The organism is Campylobacter lari, assembly GCF_004357905.1.
GTDB classification, from domain to species: Bacteria; Campylobacterota; Campylobacteria; order Campylobacterales; family Campylobacteraceae; genus Campylobacter_D; species Campylobacter_D lari_D.
Genome location: NZ_SMTT01000008.1, coordinates 22032 through 43492 on the forward strand (window position 1 = coordinate 22032; position 21461 = coordinate 43492).

Annotated in this window: 22 protein-coding genes and 3 pseudogenes; 14 read left to right on the forward strand and 11 right to left on the reverse strand. The window is 29.1% G+C overall.

Annotation, left to right across the window (positions count from 1 at the left end):
• Positions 1–13 precede the first annotated feature (13 nt).
• The 4 genes from gyrA (at position 14) to E2O22_RS06745 (ending at position 4842) form a co-directional block, all read left to right on the forward strand.
• Entirely contained in the window at positions 14–2584 is a 2571-nt protein-coding gene (gene gyrA / locus E2O22_RS06730; RefSeq protein ID WP_133319810.1) for a DNA gyrase subunit A, read from the forward strand.
• A 61-nt stretch (positions 2585–2645) separates the two neighbouring features.
• Positions 2646–3155 (forward strand): LPP20 family lipoprotein, encoded by a 510-nt coding sequence (locus E2O22_RS06735; protein WP_133319811.1) that lies wholly within the window; start codon positions 2646–2648, stop codon positions 3153–3155.
• Positions 3131–3577 (forward strand): hypothetical protein, encoded by a 447-nt coding sequence (locus E2O22_RS06740; protein WP_133319812.1) that lies wholly within the window; start codon positions 3131–3133, stop codon positions 3575–3577. The genes E2O22_RS06735 and E2O22_RS06740 overlap by 25 nt, the downstream gene beginning before the upstream one ends.
• A 62-nt stretch (positions 3578–3639) precedes the next feature.
• Positions 3640–4842, forward strand: coding sequence for an ABC transporter permease (locus E2O22_RS06745; RefSeq protein ID WP_133319813.1), 1203 nt, complete (start codon positions 3640–3642; stop codon positions 4840–4842).
• 10 nt (positions 4843–4852) lie between these two features.
• Here E2O22_RS06745 and E2O22_RS06750 read toward each other — a convergent pair whose 3' ends face one another.
• Genes E2O22_RS06750 through E2O22_RS06760 form a run of 3 tightly spaced genes read right to left on the reverse strand, consistent with a single transcriptional unit; the run spans position 4853 to position 6279 of the window.
• Positions 4853–5410 (reverse strand): SCO family protein, encoded by a 558-nt coding sequence (locus E2O22_RS06750; RefSeq protein ID WP_133319814.1) that lies wholly within the window; start codon positions 5408–5410, stop codon positions 4853–4855.
• A 3-nt stretch (positions 5411–5413) separates the two neighbouring features.
• On the reverse strand, positions 5414–5860 hold the full coding sequence (locus E2O22_RS06755; RefSeq protein ID WP_133319815.1) for a hypothetical protein: 447 nt from the start codon (positions 5858–5860) through the stop codon (positions 5414–5416).
• A complete protein-coding gene (locus E2O22_RS06760) occupies positions 5860–6279 on the reverse strand; it encodes a copper chaperone PCu(A)C (protein ID WP_133319816.1) in 420 nt (139 codons plus the stop codon). Before E2O22_RS06760 ends, E2O22_RS06755 begins: the two co-directional genes overlap by 1 nt.
• A gap of 126 nt (positions 6280–6405) precedes the next feature.
• Between E2O22_RS06760 and E2O22_RS06765 the strand changes: the two genes are divergently transcribed.
• From E2O22_RS06765 to E2O22_RS06775, 3 genes are read left to right on the forward strand one after another with little or no spacing between them, the layout of a single operon-like run.
• Positions 6406–7377, forward strand: a complete 972-nt coding sequence (locus E2O22_RS06765; RefSeq protein WP_133319817.1) for a L,D-transpeptidase family protein — start codon at positions 6406–6408, stop codon at positions 7375–7377.
• A complete protein-coding gene (locus E2O22_RS06770; RefSeq protein ID WP_133319818.1) occupies positions 7377–8384 on the forward strand; it encodes an alanine racemase in 1008 nt (335 codons plus the stop codon). The genes E2O22_RS06765 and E2O22_RS06770 overlap by 1 nt, the downstream gene beginning before the upstream one ends.
• A gap of 37 nt (positions 8385–8421) precedes the next feature.
• Positions 8422–8631 carry a hypothetical protein gene (locus E2O22_RS06775; RefSeq protein ID WP_133319819.1) on the forward strand — a complete coding sequence of 70 codons (210 nt, stop codon included), beginning with the start codon at positions 8422–8424 and terminating at the stop codon, positions 8629–8631.
• On the opposite strand, the gene E2O22_RS06780 is transcribed toward E2O22_RS06775, so the two are convergent.
• The 4 genes and pseudogenes from E2O22_RS06780 to hemB all read right to left on the reverse strand — a co-directional run bounded on the left by E2O22_RS06780 (position 8628) and on the right by hemB (position 12715).
• Positions 8628–9902: a (Fe-S)-binding protein gene (locus tag E2O22_RS06780; protein WP_133319820.1), complete on the reverse strand. Its 1275-nt coding sequence runs from the start codon at positions 9900–9902 to the stop codon at positions 8628–8630. The two genes, E2O22_RS06775 and E2O22_RS06780, sit on opposite strands and share 4 nt — an antisense overlap.
• A 1-nt stretch (position 9903) precedes the next feature.
• Positions 9904–11259, reverse strand: coding sequence for an oxygen-independent coproporphyrinogen III oxidase (hemN, locus tag E2O22_RS06785; protein WP_133319821.1), 1356 nt, complete (start codon positions 11257–11259; stop codon positions 9904–9906).
• Positions 11246–11729: pseudogene (locus E2O22_RS06790) on the reverse strand (DUF2603 domain-containing protein). The gene hemN and the pseudogene E2O22_RS06790 overlap by 14 nt, the downstream one beginning before the upstream one ends.
• Positions 11730–11731: 2 nt before the next feature.
• Entirely contained in the window at positions 11732–12715 is a 984-nt protein-coding gene (gene hemB, locus E2O22_RS06795; RefSeq protein WP_133319823.1) for a porphobilinogen synthase, read from the reverse strand.
• A gap of 71 nt (positions 12716–12786) precedes the next feature.
• Here hemB and ribA point away from each other — a divergent pair, with 71 nt between their 5' ends.
• From ribA to E2O22_RS06810, 3 genes are read left to right on the forward strand one after another with little or no spacing between them, the layout of a single operon-like run.
• Positions 12787–13347: a GTP cyclohydrolase II gene (gene ribA / locus E2O22_RS06800; RefSeq protein WP_133319824.1), complete on the forward strand. Its 561-nt coding sequence runs from the start codon at positions 12787–12789 to the stop codon at positions 13345–13347.
• Positions 13344–13937 carry a 16S rRNA (guanine(527)-N(7))-methyltransferase RsmG gene (gene rsmG, locus E2O22_RS06805; RefSeq protein WP_133319825.1) on the forward strand — a complete coding sequence of 198 codons (594 nt, stop codon included), beginning with the start codon at positions 13344–13346 and terminating at the stop codon, positions 13935–13937. The genes ribA and rsmG overlap by 4 nt, the downstream gene beginning before the upstream one ends.
• Positions 13931–14320 carry a hypothetical protein gene (locus E2O22_RS06810; protein WP_133319826.1) on the forward strand — a complete coding sequence of 130 codons (390 nt, stop codon included), beginning with the start codon at positions 13931–13933 and terminating at the stop codon, positions 14318–14320. Before rsmG ends, E2O22_RS06810 begins: the two co-directional genes overlap by 7 nt.
• 4 nt (positions 14321–14324) lie before the next feature.
• Here E2O22_RS06810 and E2O22_RS08245 read toward each other — a convergent pair.
• The 3 genes and pseudogenes from E2O22_RS08245 to E2O22_RS06820 form a co-directional block, all read right to left on the reverse strand.
• A pseudogene (locus E2O22_RS08245) lies at positions 14325–14717 on the reverse strand (methyl-accepting chemotaxis protein); the annotation flags it as partial.
• Positions 14718–15722: 1005 nt separating this feature from the next.
• A pseudogene (locus tag E2O22_RS08250) lies at positions 15723–16304 on the reverse strand (PDC sensor domain-containing protein); the annotation flags it as partial.
• A 77-nt stretch (positions 16305–16381) separates the two neighbouring features.
• A complete protein-coding gene (locus tag E2O22_RS06820; protein ID WP_133319828.1) occupies positions 16382–16852 on the reverse strand; it encodes a low molecular weight protein-tyrosine-phosphatase in 471 nt (156 codons plus the stop codon).
• A 206-nt stretch (positions 16853–17058) separates the two neighbouring features.
• Between E2O22_RS06820 and thiD the strand changes: the two genes are divergently transcribed.
• The 4 genes from thiD to E2O22_RS06840 are packed head-to-tail and all read left to right on the forward strand — an operon-like array spanning position 17059 to position 19907.
• Positions 17059–17871 carry a bifunctional hydroxymethylpyrimidine kinase/phosphomethylpyrimidine kinase gene (thiD, locus tag E2O22_RS06825; protein ID WP_133319829.1) on the forward strand — a complete coding sequence of 271 codons (813 nt, stop codon included), beginning with the start codon at positions 17059–17061 and terminating at the stop codon, positions 17869–17871.
• A gap of 2 nt (positions 17872–17873) precedes the next feature.
• The gene (gene thiM, locus E2O22_RS06830) at positions 17874–18656 is read left to right on the forward strand and encodes a hydroxyethylthiazole kinase (RefSeq protein WP_133319830.1); all 783 of its coding nucleotides are present in this window, start codon (positions 17874–17876) and stop codon (positions 18654–18656) included.
• Positions 18643–19269: a thiamine phosphate synthase gene (gene thiE / locus E2O22_RS06835; RefSeq protein ID WP_133319831.1), complete on the forward strand. Its 627-nt coding sequence runs from the start codon at positions 18643–18645 to the stop codon at positions 19267–19269. Before thiM ends, thiE begins: the two co-directional genes overlap by 14 nt.
• Positions 19266–19907, forward strand: a complete 642-nt coding sequence (locus tag E2O22_RS06840) for a uroporphyrinogen-III synthase (protein ID WP_318529546.1) — start codon at positions 19266–19268, stop codon at positions 19905–19907. Before thiE ends, E2O22_RS06840 begins: the two co-directional genes overlap by 4 nt.
• Here the strand turns inward: E2O22_RS06840 and E2O22_RS06845 are convergent.
• Entirely contained in the window at positions 19888–21216 is a 1329-nt protein-coding gene (locus E2O22_RS06845) for an MATE family efflux transporter (RefSeq protein WP_243705658.1), read from the reverse strand. The two genes, E2O22_RS06840 and E2O22_RS06845, sit on opposite strands and share 20 nt — an antisense overlap.
• Positions 21217–21461: the final 245 nt, after the last annotated feature.

Consider the following 21461-nt stretch of genomic DNA (forward strand, 5'->3'; position numbering starts at 1 on the left):
TTTAAGGATTTTTATGGAAAATATTTTTACTAAAGATTCAGATATTGAAAATATAGATATAGAAAGTTCTATAAAAAGTAGTTATTTAGATTATTCTATGAGTGTTATTATAGGCCGTGCCTTACCTGATGCTAGAGATGGGCTTAAACCTGTTCATAGAAGAATTTTATATGCTATGAATGATTTAGGTGTTGGAAGTCGTAGTGCATACAAAAAATCAGCGCGTATAGTGGGTGATGTAATCGGTAAATATCATCCACATGGCGATACAGCTGTATATGATGCTTTAGTAAGAATGGCGCAAGATTTTTCTATGCGTTATCCAAGCGTAGATGGACAAGGAAACTTTGGTTCTATTGATGGCGATGGTGCTGCTGCGATGCGTTATACTGAAGCTAGGATGACGATTTTAGCTGAAGAGCTTTTGCGTGATATAGAAAAAGATACGGTTGATTTTATACCAAATTATGATGATTCTATGAGTGAGCCTGATGTTTTACCTGCTAGGGTTCCAAATTTATTGCTTAATGGTTCAAGTGGTATTGCAGTGGGTATGGCTACCAATATTCCTCCGCATAGCTTAAATGAGCTTATTGATGGTTTGCTTTATTTAATTGATAATAAAAACGCAAGTTTAGAAGAAATAATGCAATTTATTAAAGGACCTGATTTTCCAACCGGCGGTATTATCTTTGGTAAAAAAGGTATTATAGAAGCATACCGCACAGGTCGTGGTAGGGTAAAAGTAAGAGCAAAGACCCATATAGAAAAAAGAGCTAATAAAGATATTATCGTTATAGATGAACTTCCTTATCAAACTAACAAAGCAAGATTAATAGAGCAAATCGCTGAACTTGCCAAAGAAAAACAAATTGAAGGTATTGCTGAAGTTAGAGATGAGAGTGATAGAGAAGGAATTCGCGTGGTAATTGAGCTAAAACGCGATGCTATGAGTGAGATTGTGTTAAATAATCTTTTTAAATCTACCACTATGGAAAGTACTTTTGGTGTGATTATGCTTGCTATACATAATAAAGAGCCAAAAGTTTTTTCTTTAATTGAGCTTTTAAATTTATTCTTAAATCATAGAAAAACTGTAATTATTAGAAGAACTATTTATGAGTTGCAAAAAGCTAGAGCTAGAGCACATATTTTAGAAGGTTTAAAAAATGCACTAGATAATATTGATGAAGTGATAGCTTTGATTAAAAACTCTCCTGATAACCCAACGGCTAAAAATTTATTAATGCAAAAATTTGGTCTAAGCGAGCTTCAATCTAATGCTATTTTAGATATGAAATTAGGCCGTTTAACAGGTCTTGAGAGAGAAAAAATTGATAACGAATTAAGGGAATTATTAGCAGAAATAGAGAGGCTTGATCAAATTTTAAAAAGCGAAACTTTGCTTGAAAATTTAATCAAAGATGAGTTAAAAGAAATCAGAACAAAATTTGATGTACCAAGAATCACTCAAATTGAAGATGACTATGATGATATTGATATAGAAGATTTAATACCAAATGAAAATATGGTAGTTACTATCACTCATCGTGGCTATATTAAGCGTGTTCCAAGTAAGCAATATGAAAAACAAAAACGCGGTGGTAAAGGCAAGGTTGCAGTTACAACTTATGATGATGATTTTATAGAAAGTTTCTTTACGGCAAATACACATGATACCTTGATGTTTGTTACTGATCGTGGACAGCTTTATTGGCTTAAGGTTTATAAAATTCCTGAAGGAAGTAGAACTGCTAAAGGCAAAGCTGTGGTTAATCTTATTAATCTACAAGCAGATGAAAAAATTATGGCAATTATTCCAACCACTGATTTTGATGAAAGTAAATCATTGTGTTTCTTTACTAAAAATGGTATCGTAAAACGCACAAATTTAAGTGAATATCAAAACATTAGAAGCGTGGGTGTAAAAGCGATTAATCTAGATGAAAATGATGAACTTGTTACTGCAATTATCGTAGCAAGGGATGAAAATGAAACTCAAGAACAAAATTATGAAGAAAATTTAGAAAATGAAATGCTTGAACCTAATGAAGAGCTTGATAATACTATCGTTGGTAAAATGCTTTTTGCGGTTACTAAAAAAGGTATGTGCATTAAATTCCCACTTGCTAAAGTTAGAGAGATTGGCCGTGTAAGTAGAGGGGTAACTGCGATTAAATTTAAAGAAAAAGATGATGAGGTTGTGGGTGCTGTTGTTATAGAAAATGACGCTCAAGAAATCTTAAGCGTAAGTGCAAAAGGTATAGGTAAGCGTACTGATGCTGGAGAATATAGACTTCAAAGTAGAGGTGGTAAGGGTGTTATTTGTATGAAACTTACTGCCAAAACAAAAGATTTAATCGGTATAGTCATAGTTGATGAAAGTATGGATTTAATGGCATTAACAAGTAGTGGTAAGATGATACGCGTTGATATGCAAAGCATTAGAAAAGCAGGTAGAAATACAAGTGGTGTAATTGTTGTTAATGTTGAAAATGATGAGGTTGTAAGCATTGCTAAGTGTCCTAAAGAAGAAGATGAGGAATTAGATGCTGAAACTAATATGGATTTAAATTTAGAATAGTAAAATTATTGGAATGCTTTTTGCTGTTTTAATAAAATCAAATAAATTGAAGGTGTAAAAAATGAAAAAAGTTATTTTTATGTTTTGTTTAGCTTTGGGTTTTAGTGCTTGTGCACTAGATCAAAGAGGTGTGAATCCAAATCAGACTCAAGCAGCAAATTCTGATGTTGTGGTTCAAAAAGTTGATAAAGATGATGTGCGTAACATCATTAGAGAAGAAAAAATGCTTGCAAATGATACAAGCACAGACAATGATCTAACTTTTACAGCGGTGGGTGAGGGTATTGCTCCTTTAAATACGGTTTCAGTTGGTCAAGCTTTGGCTTTAGCTAAAAGAGCGGCAATTACCGATGCTTATAGACAATTAGCAAGTAAGTTGTATGGTGTCAGAGTTAATGGTAAAGATACAGTAAAAGATGCAATGCTTAAAAGCTCAACTATTACAGCGCAGGTAAATGGTTTGATTAAAAATGCAAGTGTTGTAGATCAAGACTTTAAAGATGGTCTTTATAGAGTAAATGTAGAACTTAAAATTGATGCTGACAAGTGGAAAGAATTGTTTGCTTATTAATCCTCATAATTTTTAATGCTACTGCCCAAGATGAATTTATATTTTGGGCAGAACTTTCTAATAAAAATTTTATTCTTTATCATCAAAATGAAACTATTTCTATGGCTATGACTAAAAGTAAAAATAAAAATTTAGAATATGCTTGTGAGTTAGCATATACGCCAAGTGATTTGAAGTCTTTAATACGCAATGATTTTGGTATGGTGGCTGAAGAAAAGATGACAAAGCTGGATAAATTTAACTTTTTAAATGCTCACAAAAATGATTTAATTGATTGCTTTTTTAACTCAAAAATAGATGTAAAAGACTTTGTAAAAAGTGAACAAGCAAGTGCGCAAAGTGAAACTTATGTGAGAATTTTGCCGCTAAGATTTATAGTTGAATTTCACGATAATAGTGCCTTTGTATATTATCTTAAATAAATACAAAGCTTGCTTTTATAAAAATCAAGTTAAAATACTTAAAAAAATATTAAGAGTAAAAGATGTATAAAAGTATCCCTCGTTATTTATTATTTAAATACCTGCGTTTTGATAAAGATCAACCCTTTATTATGCTTTCAAAAATTTTAGCCTTTTTAGGTGTAAGTATAGGACTTTGTGTGCTTTTAGTTGCAATGGCCATTATGAATGGCTTTGATAAAGAATTTGAGAGAAAACTTTTTACTATGAATTACCCTATCACTATATTACCGCGTTTTGGAGCAAATGTAGATGATAAATTATTACAAGAATTAAGAAGCAAATTTCCAAATTTATTATTTAGCCCTTATATTACTACTCAGGTTATAGCAAGAAATGATTTAAAATTGGAAGGCGGTATGCTTTTTGGGGTTAATTTTGAAGATGAAAAAAAGATCAATGAGGTAGTAGCTCAAGCTTTAGAAGATAAAAAATTAGATAATTTTGATATTTTAATTGGTAAGGGTTTAAAAGATGAATTTGGACTTGATTATAATGAAAAAATTACCTTAATTTTTTCCAATCTTAATGCAAGCGGACTTTCGCTTATTCCAAAAGTTAAAAGATTTGATGTTATGGCTGATTTTTCTTCAGGTTTGTTAGCTTATGATAAAGCTTATATGTATACAGATGTAAAAGCTTTAGCTAAGATTTTGTCATATCCCCAAGGAAGTTATGATGGGGTACATGTATATTCAAATAAGCCTTTTGAGGATATTAAACAAATTGAAGCTTTCTTGGGTGCAAGATATGCTAGTATAGGCTGGTGGGAGCAAAATGGAAATTTCTTTGCAGCATTAGCTTTAGAAAAAAGAGCTTTGTTTATAGTATTGATGTTGATTATTTTGGTCGCAAGTTTAAATATAGTAAGTTCTTTATTAATGATAGTAATGAATCGTCGTAGTGAGATAGCTTTGCTGCTTTCTTTGGGAGCTAGTAAGTTAGAGATTAAAAAAACATTTTTTTCTTTAGGATTTTTGATAGGTGGAGGTGGTATCGTAGCAGGTGTGATACTTGCAGCTATTGCTTTGTGGATACTTGGAAATTTTGACATTATTTCTTTACCAAGTGATGTTTATGGCATGAGTAAGCTACCTTTGGAGCTTTCTTTTGTTGATTTTTGTACTACGATTTTTGGTGCTATTATGATTGTGAGCCTGTCTTCTTATTATCCTGCTAAAAAAGCAACACAAGTAGATATTTTAGATACTTTAAGAAACGAATAAATTGAAAAATTTATTCGTTTAAGAATTTTTGAATTTCATTGAAAAAGTTTTCATAACTGATATCTTTAATGGTTTTAATAAATTTTCCATTCTCATCAATCAAATAAAATTCGCCACTATGTGCTATAGAATATCCCATAGCGGAATCTTTAAGATTGATTTTTTCATATACTACGCCATAATTTTTAGTAACTTTTTCTAATTCTTTTTCATCTTTAGCAACCAATGCAGTTGAATTTGGGTAAAAATACTTAACCCATTGGCTAGTTTGAGTTAAGTTGCTATCTCTTGCTGGATCTAGTGAGATAAATATCACATGAGCTTTTTCTTTATTTGGCATTTTTTCTAAAACATTAGCAATCAAGGCAAGCTCACTAGGACAGACATCAGGACAATATGTATAGCCAAAATATACAATTAGTTTTTTACCGATAAAATCTTTTAGACTAAGTATGCCTTTTTCAGAATTTAAGTGAAAATTGTATTTGTTGTTTTCAAAATACTGCACAGATATAAAAAATACTCCAAAAATTACCACAATTAATAAAAAAATATTTATTTTTTTCATATTTTACCTCTTTACATCAAAGTCAAAATAAAAACCTAGTGGAGTTTCATCATCAAAAAGCTCTATTCTAAAACGCATTATATCTAGAGTGCAAGAACTTAAAACTAATTTAGCATGATAAGTATTGTTTATTTTTTTAAATTGTGGAACAATATCTCCCATATACATATTAAGTCCATAAACCCTAGCATTAAGTTTTTTAAACTCACCTAAATTGGTAATATTTAAATCAAGCTCATTTAATGTAGTAATAGGCTTTGGATTTAAATTTACTAAGACTTTTTTATCCTTAAAATTGTATTCACATTCTTGAATGTTTAGATCACATGTTAGAGGTGTTAAAGTGGTAATTAATTCTCTCTTTTTCCCGGTATTTGATGAATTGGTGTAAAAATAAGCCCCGCATATAGCAAAGACTATAGCTAAGGCAAAGACAAGTAGATTTTTCATTATTTTTTAATGCTTCTTGACTTGATATCTTTTAGTTCAATTGTGCTATTATCATCAAAATAAAGAGTTAGATTGGCCTTTGTTTGCGGTGTGATATTTTCTTTGAGATTTAGTATCATAATGTGCATCCCACCAGGTTTAAGTTCGGTGCTTGAATTAGCTTTTATTGTGATTTGAGGAATTTGAACCATCATTTTTTTACCATCTTTCATAATATGATCATGAATTTCAGCTGTATCGCTTAATGAACTTTGAGCTTTTATGAGTTTAATATCTTTGTTGGAGTTGTTTTTAAGTTCTAAAAAAAATGCCGTTGTTTTAGAATTAGGTGGAGTTTGTCTTACATAAGGATCATTTATAGTAATTTGATTTGAAAAAGCAAAAGTGCTTAATATGGCTAAACTAAGTAATTTTTTCATTATTTTTCCTTTTTTTGTTTTTGGTTATTTGTAAACATTATACACGGAAAAAATTAAAAATATATTTATTGTAAAAATATTATAATTAGCTCTTTGTTGTTTTAATTTTTAATAGAAAGGTGAAAATTGTTTAAAATTATATTAGCATTGTTTAGTTTGGCTGTGTTTGCAAATGCAAATAATCTTGCAAAAATTTATCTAAACGAAGGTATTGATGCAGTTGAAAGGGTATTGGAGCAAGAGTTAAGTAAAAAAGATTTTTGGCTTGATGAGATAAAAGACAAAAATATTAGTTTAGGATATTATGAGGAAAATGTTGCAATAGTTTTAACAAATAAAAGTGATAAAATTATTAGAGTTTATCACTACAATGATGGAAAAGTAGAAAAGAAATTTATCCAAAGGGATGTTTTAACAGGTTTAGCTGGAGATAAAGAAGTAGAAGGAGATTTAAAAACTCCAATAGGTTTTTACGAACTTGGAAAGAAATTTTATCCTGGTGATCCATATTATGGCCCATTTGCATTTGCAACAACTTACCCAAATGTTTTAGATAAAACTTTGGGTAAAACAGGTGGTGGTATTTGGATTCATGGCTATCCTTTAGATGGAACACGCTTGGATACTTATAAAACTAGAGGTTGTATTGCTGTGCATAATGATTTATTGGAAGATTTTAATAAATTAGTAGCTGATAGAAAATCTTATGCAATGACAGAAGAGAAAAATAAAGTAAGAGCAACTCATGATGAAATAGCGATTTTACTAGCTAATTTATTTGCCTGGAAAGATAGTTGGCAAAAAAGTGATATAAATAAGTATTTATCTTTTTATGATAAAAAAATTTTTAAACATAATAATAAATCCACTTATGAGCAATTTGCAAAAAATAAAGAAAGAATTTTTGCAAAGAGAGAAAAAAAGAGCATTAAATTTTCAGATCTTAGCATAAGTCCTTATCCAAATGATAAAAATGAGAAAATTTTTAGAATAGGATTTTATGAAGACTATCGTAGTACTAACTATAAATTCAAAGGAGAAAAAGTCCTTTATGTTAAGCTAGTTGAAGATAAAATGCAAATTTTAGCTGAACAATAATGGCATATATAAAAATTGATCGTTTGGCTTATGAGTATAATCTTGACTTGATAGCCTCTAAAGCAGGAGGTTATCAAAAAGTAATATGTGTTTTTAAAGATAATGCTTATGGACATGGAGCTAAGCTTTTAGCTCCTATAGCTAGAGCAAAAGGTATAAATTTTATAGCGGTAAAAAATGAAGCTGAAGCAAAAGAGCTTGAAGATATTTTTGATAATATCTTAATTCTATCCCATCATCCACATGGCAATGAAAGTGAAAAATTTATTTATGCTTTAAATGCTAAAAATGATATTAAAAAATTCAAGCAAAATATAAAAATTCATTTAGTTGTAGATACAAATATGCATAGAAATGGAATTATACCTGAAGAAATTCAAGAAGTGATACAAGAACTACAAAGTAATAATTTAATACTTCATGGAGTGATGATGCACTTTGCAGGAAGTGATGAAATAGATGCTAGTTATTTTGTGCAAAAACAAAAATTTAAACAAGCTAAAGAGCTAATATATACTTTGCTTTGTGATGAAGCTAAAAAGCTTATATTTCATTCACATAATTCTGAAGCATTATTTAGAGCAAGCGAGCTTGGGTGCGATGAGTATTGTAGAGTAGGGCTTGTGCAATTTGGCTATGCACATTTTAATAAAGACTTACGCAAAGTTTTAAGTTTATGGGCTGAAAAATTAAGCCAAAGAGTGTTGAAAAAAGGTCAAAGTGTTGGTTATGGTGGTGTATATAATGCAAAAGAAGATCTTGAAATAGCAACTTATGATTTAGGTTATGCAGATGGGCTTTTGCGTTATGATGGAAAACATGATTTTTTTCTTCCTAATGGTAAGAAATTGCTTGGAAAAATGTCTATGGATAGTTTTTCTTGTGAGAATGATGAAGATGAAATTTGCGTTTTAAATGACGCAAATATTATGGCTAGTTTTTTTAATACTATCAACTATGAAATTTTAGTCAAACTTTCTCCAAATTTGAAAAGAATTTTAGTTTAAGATAAAAAGTGTTAATATATCTAAAGAAAGGGCAAATATGGCATTTTTAAATTGGGCTATTTTAATTTTATTTTTATTTATAGTATTTTTATTGATAAATCGTTACGAGAGAAAAATAAAAATTTTATATAAAAATATTGAAATCTTGAAAAACGAGTGTAAAAAAAATAGTGAAAATATAGAAAAAAATAGAATTTTAATAGAAAAAAATAGATCAAATATCGAAGATATAAAAATTCAAGATTAATTTTTATCTTGAAGTATTTTTGCTATCAATTCTAATGGATGTAAAAAATGCGTGGAGGATTTTTCATGCTCTAATGCATTTGAAATTTGCATTCTACAAGCTGAACATTCTGCACTGATAATTTCCACATTGCTTTTTTGTATATTTTGAGCTTTTCTTATACCAACTTGCAAAGCTTTTTCATAGTGATCAGTTTGCATACTAACACCGCCAAAACCACAGCATTCATTTGAGTTAATAAGTTCTTTGAAAGTATAGTTTTGTTTAAGCAAGGCTCTAGGTTCTTTAAAAACACCTTGCATTTTTCTTGCATGACAAGGATCGTGGTATGCAATTTTTGTCTTTAATTTTTTCTTTGTTTTTAAAAGCTCTTCTAGTTTAGTATATTCATAAAAATATTTTGTTGCAAGTAGTATTTTACTAGAAATATTTTTAGCTCTTATAGCCCATTCTTCATCTTTTTGCATGTGGAAAAAATGTTCATAGTCTATATTAATCATCGCAGAACAGGTTGCTTCGGGGATAATGATATAATCTAGAGTTTTTAATTTTTCTTCAAAATAAACGATATTTTTTTTAGCTAAAATTTCTACACTTTTAAAATCTCCAGTAAAATAATGAGGAGCACCGCAACAAGATTGATCTTTTAGTAAATCTACATTGATTTTAAGATGTTTACAAATTTCAAGCAAAGCAAAGCCCGTATTTGTATAAGAGTAATTTGACAAGCAGCCTATAAAAAGTCCTATGGTTTTTTCACCTTGATTATTTATGAAATCAGGATTAGAAGCTAGAAAGCTTTTTTTAGCTAAAGAAGGAAGCAAACGATCTTTTTTAATTAAAGGTAGGTTAAATTTAGCTTTCATTCCCAAATTTTTATGTTGTAAACTAAAAGCACAGCTTTGGAAAACATAACCAAATCTTGCTAAAATATCTAGAATTTTTCTGCGTCTTAGAAAAAAGAAAGCAAGTTTTTTGTACCAAGCAATGCCAAATTTTTGTGCTATATCGTAACGCACTTTTTCAATAGCACTATCCACTCTTAAATGGCTTGGACAAACTTCAACGCAATTTGTACACAAAAAACATGATTCAAATATTTTTTTAAGATTTTTATCAAGCTCTAGTTCTTGGTTTTCATAAGCACTGATTAAATCTAAAAAGCCACGAGGGGAAGTACTTTCATCGCGATTTATTTCATGTATGGTGCAAACTGGTATGCATTTTCCGCATTTTACGCAAGCATTAGAAATTTCATTAACATTTAACATATTAAACCGTTTTAGAGAAAACTTTTTTATCTTCGCTAATGCGTTTTAAATATTTATCAAAACACATAGCAATATTACGGATTAAAAGTACTCCTGTTTCATTAACTTTGATATGAGTTTTATCTATGTTGATAAATTCATTAAGTTTTTGGAGTTCTTCTAAATCTTGCTTAAAATATTCAAAAAAATCAATCTTAAATTTACTTTCAATATTTTTTATATTAAGAGCAAAATTACTCATAAGTTCCATAATAACAGCTTTTCTTAGTTCATCATCATCATCAAGCATGATACCTTTTTCGCAAGGCAATCGACCTTCATCGATAGCCTTTTCGTAGCTTGGCATATCTTTGAAATTTTGCATATAGTGTCTTTTACCTTCGCCTATACTTGTTAGGCCAATCCCGATTAAATCAGTTCCGCCTTTTGTAGTATAGCCTTGAAAATTTCTATGCAAACTACCATTTTCTAAGGCTTTAAAAAGTTCATCTTGTGGTTTTGCAAAATGATCCATTCCTATCATTTTATAACCATTTTGAGTTAAAAATTTTTCACAATATTCTAAAATTTGAAGTTTTACATCAGGACTTGGTAGAGTGTTTTCGTCAAATTTTCTCATATTTTTTTTAAGCCAAGGCACATGTGCATAATTAAAAATAGCAAAGCGATCGGGATTAATCAGCAGTGCTTTTTCTAAAGTTTGCTTAAAACTTTCTAGACTTTGATAAGGAAGGCCATAAATTAAATCCATATTTACTGAATTTATCCCTTTTTTTCTTACCATATCTACTGCATTTTTGGTAAGTTCAAAAGGTTGAATTCTATGAATTTCCTTTTGAACCTTTTCGTTAAAATCTTGCACACCAAAACTAATGCGATTAAAGCCATTTTGAATTAAAACATCAGCTTGTTCTTCATTTAAGAATCTAGGATCAATTTCACAACTTACTTCACTATCTTGGGTAAAATTTGGAAAAATGCTTTTTATTTTAAAAATCAAACTTTGCAATTGTTTAGCAGAAAAAAAAGTAGGCGTGCCACCACCAAAATGCATTTGAGCTACTTCCCTTTGTGTGTCAATGATATTTGCTAAAAGATCAAGTTCTTTAAAAAGATAATTTAAATATCTTTCTTTACTTTCTTCTTTTGCGGTATATATTACATTACAACCGCAAAAATAACAAGCACTCCTGCAAAAAGGCAAATGAAAATATAAAGATAATTGTGCTGTTTGTTGTTTTAAAATTTTTATATAGTCTTCATATTTAAAATGGGTGTTAAATTCTACTGCAGTAGGATAAGAAGTGTATCTAGGTCCTGCTTTGGAGTATTTAACAAAATTTTTATAATCTCTCATTTTTTGCCTTTTTGCATCATTTCTTTCATGTTTATAAATAAGTTAGGATGTTTTGTATGAATATTGCTGATTAATTGATCTAAATCAATATTAACTTCTTTTATACCTTTGGAAACTTGATGTTTAATCTCATCCATTGCAACTGTCCATACATCATTAAAGTCAATAGGAATTTGTTGATAGATAGCCTTTTCTAGTTTAAGTTCAAAATTATCCTTTTGTATCTTTTTGGCACTTTGTAAAAACTCAATCAGAGTTTTTACAGAAAACATAGTTTTAACTTCATCATTTTCATCTACTATAAACCATGGTTCGGGTGCTAAATCATGGCCATTTTTTAGACTTAACTTTTTTTCTTTATCGTTAATGTGGGTTAGATGAAATATAGTTTGATTGTGTTTTTCTATGCCCAAATGATTAGATAATTCATTGATTACATCTTGAGAGCTTTTTTTGCTTAGACTATTCAATCTCACTCCTTATTTGTTAATAATTTTGCAATTTCTTTTGCATGATAAGTTATGATAAGCTTAGCTCCAGCTCTTTTAAAAGCAAGCATAGTTTCAAGTACTATTTTTTCATAGTCAATCACACCTGCTTTTTGACCTGCTTTTAGCAAAGCATATTCCCCGCTTACATTATACACACAAAGTGGAAGTTTAGAATGATTTGCTATATCTTTTACTACATCTAAATACGCAAGTGCTGGTTTTACCATTAAGATGTCAGCGCCTTGTTTTTCATCTTCTAAGCTCTCACATAAGGCTTCTTTACCATTAGCAAAATCCATTTGATAGGTTTTTCTATCTCCATAACTTGGTGCAGAATCAGCCACATCTCTAAAAGGCCCATAATAGGCTGAAGCAAATTTAGTAGAATAAGCCATAATAGGTAAATTTTCAAAACCATTTTCATCTAAAGTTTTTCTTAAAGTTTCAATAATACCATCCATCATGCCGCTTGGTGCTATCATATCTGCACCGTTTTTAGCATGAATTAGAGCTTGTTTGGCTGAAATTTCTAAAGTTAAATCATTATCTACACTTTTACTTTTTGGATCAATAATACCACAATGCCCATGATCAGTATATTCACAAAAACAAAGATCGGTAATTACTACCAAATCAGGAAATTTTGCTTTAATAGCTCTTAGACTTGTAGCAATCAAGCCATCATCGCTTAATGCATCACTTCCACAACTATCTTTTTTGGAACTTTCTAACACGCCAAATAAAATAATCGCTTTAATACCAAGATTAATTAACTCCTCACATTCTTTTAAAATTTCATCTAAGCTCATTTGAAACACACCTGGCATAGATGTGATTTCATTTTTAATATTAGCACCATTGATAACAAAAAGTGGATAGATTAAATCATCTAAATTTAAGGTATTTTCTTTTACTAAGCTTCTAATATTCTCATTAAGTCTTAATCTTCTAAAGCGTTTAAACATAAATTTCCTTTTTGTTTGTTAAAATTGTTTAAATTCTAGCATATTTTTTATAAAAAAGGTAAAGTAAAATAATGACTGTTCAAATTTCTGAAATAGCAAAACTCCCCACTCGTTTTGGGGAATTTAATATACAAAGTTTTAAAGAAAATGATAAAGAACATCTTTGTATTTTTAAAGGAAAATTGGAAAAAGAAGTTAATATTAGAATCCATTCAGAATGTTTAACAGGGGATGTTTTAGGAAGTTTAAAATGTGATTGTGGAGAACAGCTTGATTTTTCTTTAAAATACATTCAAGAGCATGGTGGTATGGTGATTTATCTAAGGCAAGAAGGAAGAGGTATAGGACTTTTTAATAAAATTAATGCTTATGCTTTGCAAGATAAGGGTTTTAATACCATAGAAGCAAATCATCAATTAGGTTTTAAGGCAGATGAGCGTAGTTATGAAATAGTAGAATTTATACTTAAGCATTATAAGATTTCTAAAATTAACCTTTTAACTAATAATCCTGAAAAGCTAAATTCATTAAAAGAAAAAATTAATTTAAGAGTACCTATTTTAATAAAAGCAAATCGTTTTAATAAAGATTACTTAGAAATTAAATATACACAAATGGGACATCTAAATTGAAAAAATACGAAGAGCAATTAAATTTTTTAAAAGATTTTGCAAATAAAGATGATTTTTTTAAAAAAATCACGCTCTATAAAGAGTTGTTAGAAAAATTTAATGCTGTGCATAATTTAACTCATTTTGAAAATATAGATGAAAATATTATTGATAGTGTTAAAATTTTAGATTTTTATGATTTGAGTAATAAAAAAAAGATCATTGATATTGGAAGCGGGGCTGGTTTTCCTGCATTATTTTTAGCTTGTATTTTGCAAGATAATGAATTTTTTCTTTTTGAGCCTAGCGCTAAAAAGGCCTCATTTTTAAGGGTGGTTAAAACTGAACTTAATTTGATAAATGTAAATATCATAAAAGAAAAATTACAAAACTATCCACCTTTTAAAGTAGATTTAATTACTTCAAGAGCTTTAATGGATGTAAAACCTTTGGTAGAAATTTCAAATGGTTTTTATGATAAAAATACTTTATTTTTGCTTTATAAAGGAAGTGAAGTTTATGATGAATTGCAAGAATTGAAAGATTATCAAATTTTTAATCAAGGCTTTAGGAATTATTGTCTTTTAAAGATAAAGGAAAAACTATGTTAATTTTTGGACATCCTTTGATAAATATGCAAAAATTTAGTCATTATGAAAATATTTTTATCAAAACAAATGTAAATTGTTTTAACTATAATGAACAAAATATAAAAAGTGCAAAAGAGGAAAAAATAGATTTTGCTATATATGCCAAGAATGAGGAAGAAATTTTACTTTCTAATGCACTAGGAGCAAAATATATTTTAATAGAAGATGAGAGATTAGCAAAAATTGCCTCAAAAATGGCTGAGTTTTATATGTTTGACTCTAAAATTTTATTTTTACTTGATGTTTTAGATAATAATTTAAAAAAAGCTTATGAGTTAAGCGTTGATGGAGTTTGTTTAAAATCTTATATCACTCAAACTAAACCCATTAAGGGTTTAGTTTAATTATTTAAAACTTTTTCTTCCTAGCATCTTCTAAGATATCATTAGCTATCTTATTAACATTATCAGAAATTACAGCACTATCTTTTGCTATTTTTAAATTCTCTTGAGTTACATGATCAATTTGAGCTACAGCATCATTAATTTGAGTAATACCTGTAGTTTGTTCTTTAATACTCTCACCCATTTCATTAATAGATTGAACTAAGATATTAGTATTAGCTTCAATCTCACCTAAAGACTTTTGAGTTCTTTCTGCTAAGTTTCTAACTTCATCAGCAACAACAGCAAAGCCACGACCATGTTCTCCTGCACGAGCTGCTTCAATAGCTGCATTTAATGCAAGTAGGTTAATTTGATCAGCAATATCACCTATTATAGAAGTAACATTTTTAATCTCTTCACTTTGAGCAATAACTTCACTAGTTTTATGAGATACATTTTGCATAGAAGAAGTAATCTCTTCTAATGCTGCTGCTGTTTCTTCTAAAGAAGAAGCTTGAGAAGATGAAGAATCTGTTAAGTCTTTAACAGCACTTTGTAATTTACCACTCTCATCTGCTAATAAAGAAGCAAATTCAGATGATTGTCTTAGCATAGCTACTATTTCTTGACCTAATACATTAGTAGTTACTTCAACTCCACCTTTAGCATTTTTAACTTCAGTAGTAAAGTCTAATGCCTTATAGCTATCAAATACTCTATTGATTTCATTCATATTAGAACCAACTTTTGCTTGTAATACATCAAGCATATCATTTAATACATTTTTTAATTCTATTAATTGAGGATTAGCAGGAATTGCTGTTATTCTTGCTGTTAGATTACCACCTTCTATTTCTTTAGCTGTATCAACTGATTGTTCTACTGCTTTAGCATCTTGTTCTAATGCATTTTTAGTTTTAGTGATGTTTTCATTGATGGCTTTGGCAATAACTCCAAATTCATCATTAGTCTTAACATCTATCATAGCAGAATCTTTTGTTTTATGATTGATAAAGTCAAAGAAAGAATTGATACCTTTTTGGATTGCTTGTAAAGGGGATAGATAATAAGAGATGATGAAGTAGAGTAAAATGATACTAGCTATACTTGTAAAAATAACAATAGTAGTTTGAATATAAGCTATTTTTAAAGCAGGAGCTTCAATAACTTCTATATTTTCGCCCGCACAAGTTGTATAACCATCAACATTAACACAAATACCAAATCTATTGTTACCATTTTGTGTGGTATAGCTGAAAATATTATAATCACCAGCTTTTTCATAAGCTTTAGCAACTGTTATAATATCTGGATTTTGCTTATCGCTAACTAATGATTTGTCAGTTGAGGCAAATACAGTATAAGCTTGGTCAAATACAAAGGTTCTTCCTGGTAGTTCGCTAAATTCGTTTTGTAGATCTTTTACCAAAACATCAATAGCTAGTATACCTATAAATTTACCATCTTTGATTAATGGCATAGAGTAGGTAAAACATGGTAAACCAGTTGTTGCATCAATATAAGATGCGGTAATGTATAAGCCATTTTTCTTTCTAGCCTCTATATAAAATTCTCTTGTAGTAGCATCGTAATTATCTGCTTTTCCGTAAATTCCATAATCTAAGCCTTTGCTATCGCTATCTGGATCACTTACTATTAACTCACCGCTTGGTTGAGCTATATAAACAGCTAAATAACTATTCATATCTCTAACTGTTTTTAGTAAATTACCTGTATTATCCATAAGTTTTTCTTGAGTGTTAAGTTCGCTATATGGAAGCTTTAAGATGGCTTGAGAAAGTTTTTCCAAAGAATGCACATTGAGCTTTTTGAAATCTCTCATTGATTTTTCTGCAGTTCTTACATAATTAGTTTCAGCTTTTACTACCTCATAATTTAAGGCTTTTTTTGTAAAAATAAAACTAACAACGCCAAGTATTATAAGACATACTATAGCTATAATGTTTGCTATTAATGAAATTTTTAATTTGATACTTTTCATTAATTAAACTCCTTTGATGTTATGGTGAATTTTAAATGAGTTTATTATATCATTAAAAATTAAAAAAGAAACAAATATTATTTAAACGATAAATTTTTATAAAGAGTATTTAAGAGCCCAAAACATGCTTTTGAAAGTATAGTGTAAGTCTCATCAAAATTCCCACTATACCAAGGATCAGGCACTTCGTCATATCCTAATTCTAAGGCAAAAGAAGTGATTTTGTGAATTTTATGTTTTGCATTTGGAAAATTTTTAACTATATCATTATAATTAGAATTATCCATTACGATAATTAAATCATTATCCTCGCACATTTTTAAATTTAGTTTTTTACTACAAAATGGCTTAGAATTTATATTTTTGTTATCTAATAAAGCTTTAGTTTTATAATGCATATCCTCCCCATCGTGGTAACCTGAAGTACCTGCGCTAGAAATAATAAATTCATTATTTAAATTTGCTTTTGATATAAGATCCTTCATAATAAATTCGGCCATGGGAGAACGACAAATATTACCTAAACAAACAAAAATAATTTTAGTCATATTTTTCCTTTTATTTTTGTGTAGTTTTTTCAAAATTATAGCAGTATTTCAAAATATTTTTAAAGATTAATTAAAACTAAGATATAATTTTTCATTAATGGGGAGCTTTTGCTGAGAGGAAGTATAACTTCGACCCTTGAGAAGTTTGGTAATGCAAACTTTGAATTCTTGCAAAAACTTTCCTTTTTTATAAAAAAAGGATAAAAATGATACAAGCAAAAACAAAAACTAAAATTCCTATCTTAACTATAGCAGGAAGTGATTGTAGTGGTGGAGCTGGCATACAAGCTGATTTAAAAACTTTTAGTGCTCATAATTTATTTGGTATGAGTGTAGTTTTAAGCGTTGTGGCTGAAAATACTGCAAGGGTGATTTCTTGTTTTGATATACCCACTAAGATAATAGATGAGCAAATGCTAGCAGTTTATGAAGACATAGAGCCAGCTGCTGTGAAAATTGGAATGTTAGGTTCAAAGGAAATCATAATTTGTGTAAAAGAAAATTTATTGCGTTTTAAAGCTAAAAATGTAGTGATTGATCCTGTGATGTTTGCAAAAAATGGCTATGCTTTAATGCCTTTAGAAAATTGTCAGTTTTTTAAAGATGAAATTTTATCTTTAGCTGATGTACTTACTCCAAATATTCCCGAGGCTGAGTTTTTGTGTGATTTTAAAATACTTAATGAGGAGGATATGAAAAAAGCCGCTATAAAACTTCACAAAGAAGGTGCAAAAAGTGTTTTGATTAAAGGTGGACATAGTAAATATAACACCAATGATGTTTTTTATGATGGAAAGGAATTTAGTATTTTTAAAGCAGAAAAAATTAATACAAAAAATACACACGGCACAGGTTGTACATTAAGTTCAGCTATAGCTAGTAATCTTGCCTTAGGTAAAGAAAAACATGAAGCTATAAAACTTGCTAAAGATTATGTGTATGGAGCTATATTAAATTCTTTAGCACTTGGAAAAGGTTGTGGCCCGACTAATCATTTTTTTCAATATGACAAGGAGTAAAAATGATTATTAAAGCAGTAAGAGAAAAAAATCCTTTGATTCATCATATTACTAATTATGTTACAGCTAATGATTGTGCAAATGTAACTATAGCAATGGGAGCAAGTGCTGCTATGGCTGATTTTTATGAAGAGCAAGCTGATTTTGCTAGAATAAGTTCAGCCTTAGTATTAAACACAGGTACGATTAATCAACTTATAGCAAATTCTATGTTAAAAGCAACTAAAGAATATACTTTATTAAATAAACCTATAATTTTTGATCCTGTTGCTTTGGGTGTGAGTAAGGCAAGAGATGGGATTAATTTTGAATTACTTAATCTAAAAGGTATTAGTATTGTTAAGGCAAATGCATCTGAAATGGCTAGTGTTATAGGTTTAGATGGTAAAGCAAGAGGGGTTGATAGTACTTTTGTAATCGATAATGAGTTTTTAGAAAAAGCTAAAGAATACTCTTATAAAACCAAGCGTGTTTTAGCTATAACTGGAAAAATTGATTATATTATAAATCAAGAGCATATTGCTAAAATTTATAATGGCTCAATCATGGCTACTAAGATAACTGGAGCAGGTTGTATGTGTGCTTCTTTGTGTGGAGTTTTTGCAGGAGCGTTAGAAGATAAATTTCAGGCTAGTTTATATGCTTTGCTTAGTTTTGGCATAGCTAGCGAAATCGCTCAAGAGCTTTCTAGTGGAAGTGGTAGTTTTAGAGTGAATTTAATCGATGCTTTAAGTAATTTAGATGATGAAGAAATTAAAAAAAGAGCCAAATATGAAATCATTTAAAATTTATCTTGTCGCAAGCAAGGGTGAAAAAAGCGAAAGCGAGTTTTTAAATATTTTAGAAGCTTCTTTGAAAGCTAAGATTGATATTTTACAACTTAGAGAGAAAAATCTTAGTACTTTAGAATTTTATAATCTTGCTTTAAAAGTTAAAGCTTTGTGTGAAAAATACAACACACCTTTTGTGATAAATGATAGAATCGATATAGCCATGGCTGTGAATGCAAATGGAGTGCATATAGGACAAAAGGATATGCCTTTAAAAAAAGCAAGGGAGCTTTTAGGCAAAGAAAAAATCATAGGGCTTACGATCAATCATAAAAATGATCTTATTAATACTCAAGGTGCTACTTATCTTGGAGTGGGGGCTGTTTTTACTACGCCTAGCAAGCAAGATTGTGTTGTGCTTGGCATAGATGGATTAAAAGAAATTGCTAGTTTAGCTTCTTTACCTATTGTGGCTATAGGTGGGATAGATGAAGTTAATTTAAATTTGCTTAAAGATTGTAATATACAAGGTATAGCTGTGGTTAGAGCGATAATGCAAGCAAATGATCCTTATATAGCAACTTTAAATTTAAGATCAAATTTTGATAAAACTTTTATAGGAAAATAATGATTTATTTTATAGGGGATAAAGAATTTGATGGTGTTAAGACTATAAGATTAAATGAAATTAAATTTCTTGATTTTGAAGTTAATTTAAAGGAATTTGATTGTTTAATCATTAGCTCCAAGAATGCATTAAAAGCATTAATGTCAAGTAAAAACAAAATTGATTTTGATATTAAACTTTATGCTGTGGGAGAAAAAAGTGCTGATTTTGCAAAAGAGCTTGGCTTTAAAAATGTCAAATATCCTAGCAAGGCTTATGGTAAAAATTTAGCTAGTGAGTTTTTATCTGAGTTTAAAAATAAAAAATGTCTTTATTTAAGAGCGAAGAAAATTAGTTCAGGTCTTGATGAGTATTTGTTAAAAGAAAATATCCTTTTAAAACAATTAATCGTTTATGAAAATATAGCCATAGAGCCTAAAAAAGATGAGTTAAAAATACATCATCCAAGTGTTTTTATCTTTAGCGCTCCTTCAAGCATAGAGCAATTTTTGAAATTTTTTGCATTAGAAAAAGAAGATAAAGTTGTAGTTATAGGTCAAAGTACAGCTTTAAAACTTCGTAATTTTAAAAATTTATATATATGTAAAGAACAAGATCTAAACTCTTGTTTAAAATTAGCTAAGAGTTTAGATTTTTAAAAGTTTTATATAATAAAAATGAGGCAATAAAAATCATACAAATATCACCCACTAAAGTGGCTAGCCAAACTCCATTTACTCCTAAAAATTGCGTTAGTATAAATAAGGATAAAAATGGGAAAATAAGACTTTGGGAAATAGAAATTCCTAAAGAAAGCAAGGGTTTATCAAGTGCTGTGAAAAATGAAGCGCAGAGTTTTCCAAACCAAGAAAATAAAAACGAAAAAGAAAAAAATATTAAAGCATTTTGTGCTATATGGATAAAATCTTGGTTGTTATCTTTGTTAAAAACACTTACTATAAGGTTATTGAAAAAATAAACAAATAAAAACACTATTGTGCTTACACCCCAAGAAGCAAAAAACATTCTTTTAAAAATAGCTTGAATTCTTGCAATATTTTTGTGTCCATAATTATAACTTAATGCAGGTTGCATAGCATCACACATGGCCAAAACTAGCATGAAAACAAAAGTACTAAGATATAAAATCACAGAAAATGCTGCAACAGCTGTACTTCCAGAAAGTTTAAGCAAGAAAGCATTAGCTAAGATGGTATAAAAAGAGCTAGAAATATTAGAAAAAAATTCAGATGAGCCATTATAGAGTATATTTTTTAGTATTTGCAGCTTGATTATTGGTTTTTTAAATTTTAAAGTTAAATCTTTAAAAACAAAAGGTAATATCCCTAAAATGCTTCCTAAAAACATACCTATGCAAGTTGCTAAAGCTGCTGAAAAAAGTCCCCAATCAAAAACCACTATAAAAAGCCAATCAAGAAAAATATTGCTCAAAGCAGTAATGATATTAACTATCATGCTATAAAAAGTTTTTCCACAAATCCTAAGATAATTATCCATAGCAAAAGCTAGCATAATAAAGGGAGCAAAAATGGCAAAAATTTGCATATATTCAGTAGATAAACTTTGAATATTCTCATTAGCTCCCATAAAAACACTTAATGTTTTTGCTAAGAAAAATCCTAAAATTCCCATTAAACAAGAAATTGCAAAAATAAGAACTATGCAAAAAGAAAAAATAGCTCTTGCTTTTTCAATTTTTCCTTTACCTAGATTAATTGCTATTTGCACTGATGAACCTATGGCTATCATATCAGCTAGAGCAAAACTTATCATGATAAAAGGCATCATTAAATTCATAGCAGCAAGCGCATCTGAACCTAAATATCTTCCAACAAAAATTCCATCAATAATCACATAAAGATAGATAAAAGCCATGCTAGCCATGTTTGGCAAAGCACATTTTATAAATAGTTTGGTAGGATTTAATGTAGTGTAAAAATTATGTATTGACATAGCTTTCCTTATTAAAAATTATTTTATTTAAAATTTTATAGATAAAATAAATTTAATAAAGAGATTCTATGCCTTCTATAACATCTTTAAAATATGGATCAACAATGATAATGAAAAAATTTTTGAAAAACATTTATATCACCCAAATTTTAAAAATATAATAAATATTTGGCATTATATTTAAGCTGTAATTATAAATTTCTTAATGTAAATTTTAATTTTTTTTAGACGATTTTTAT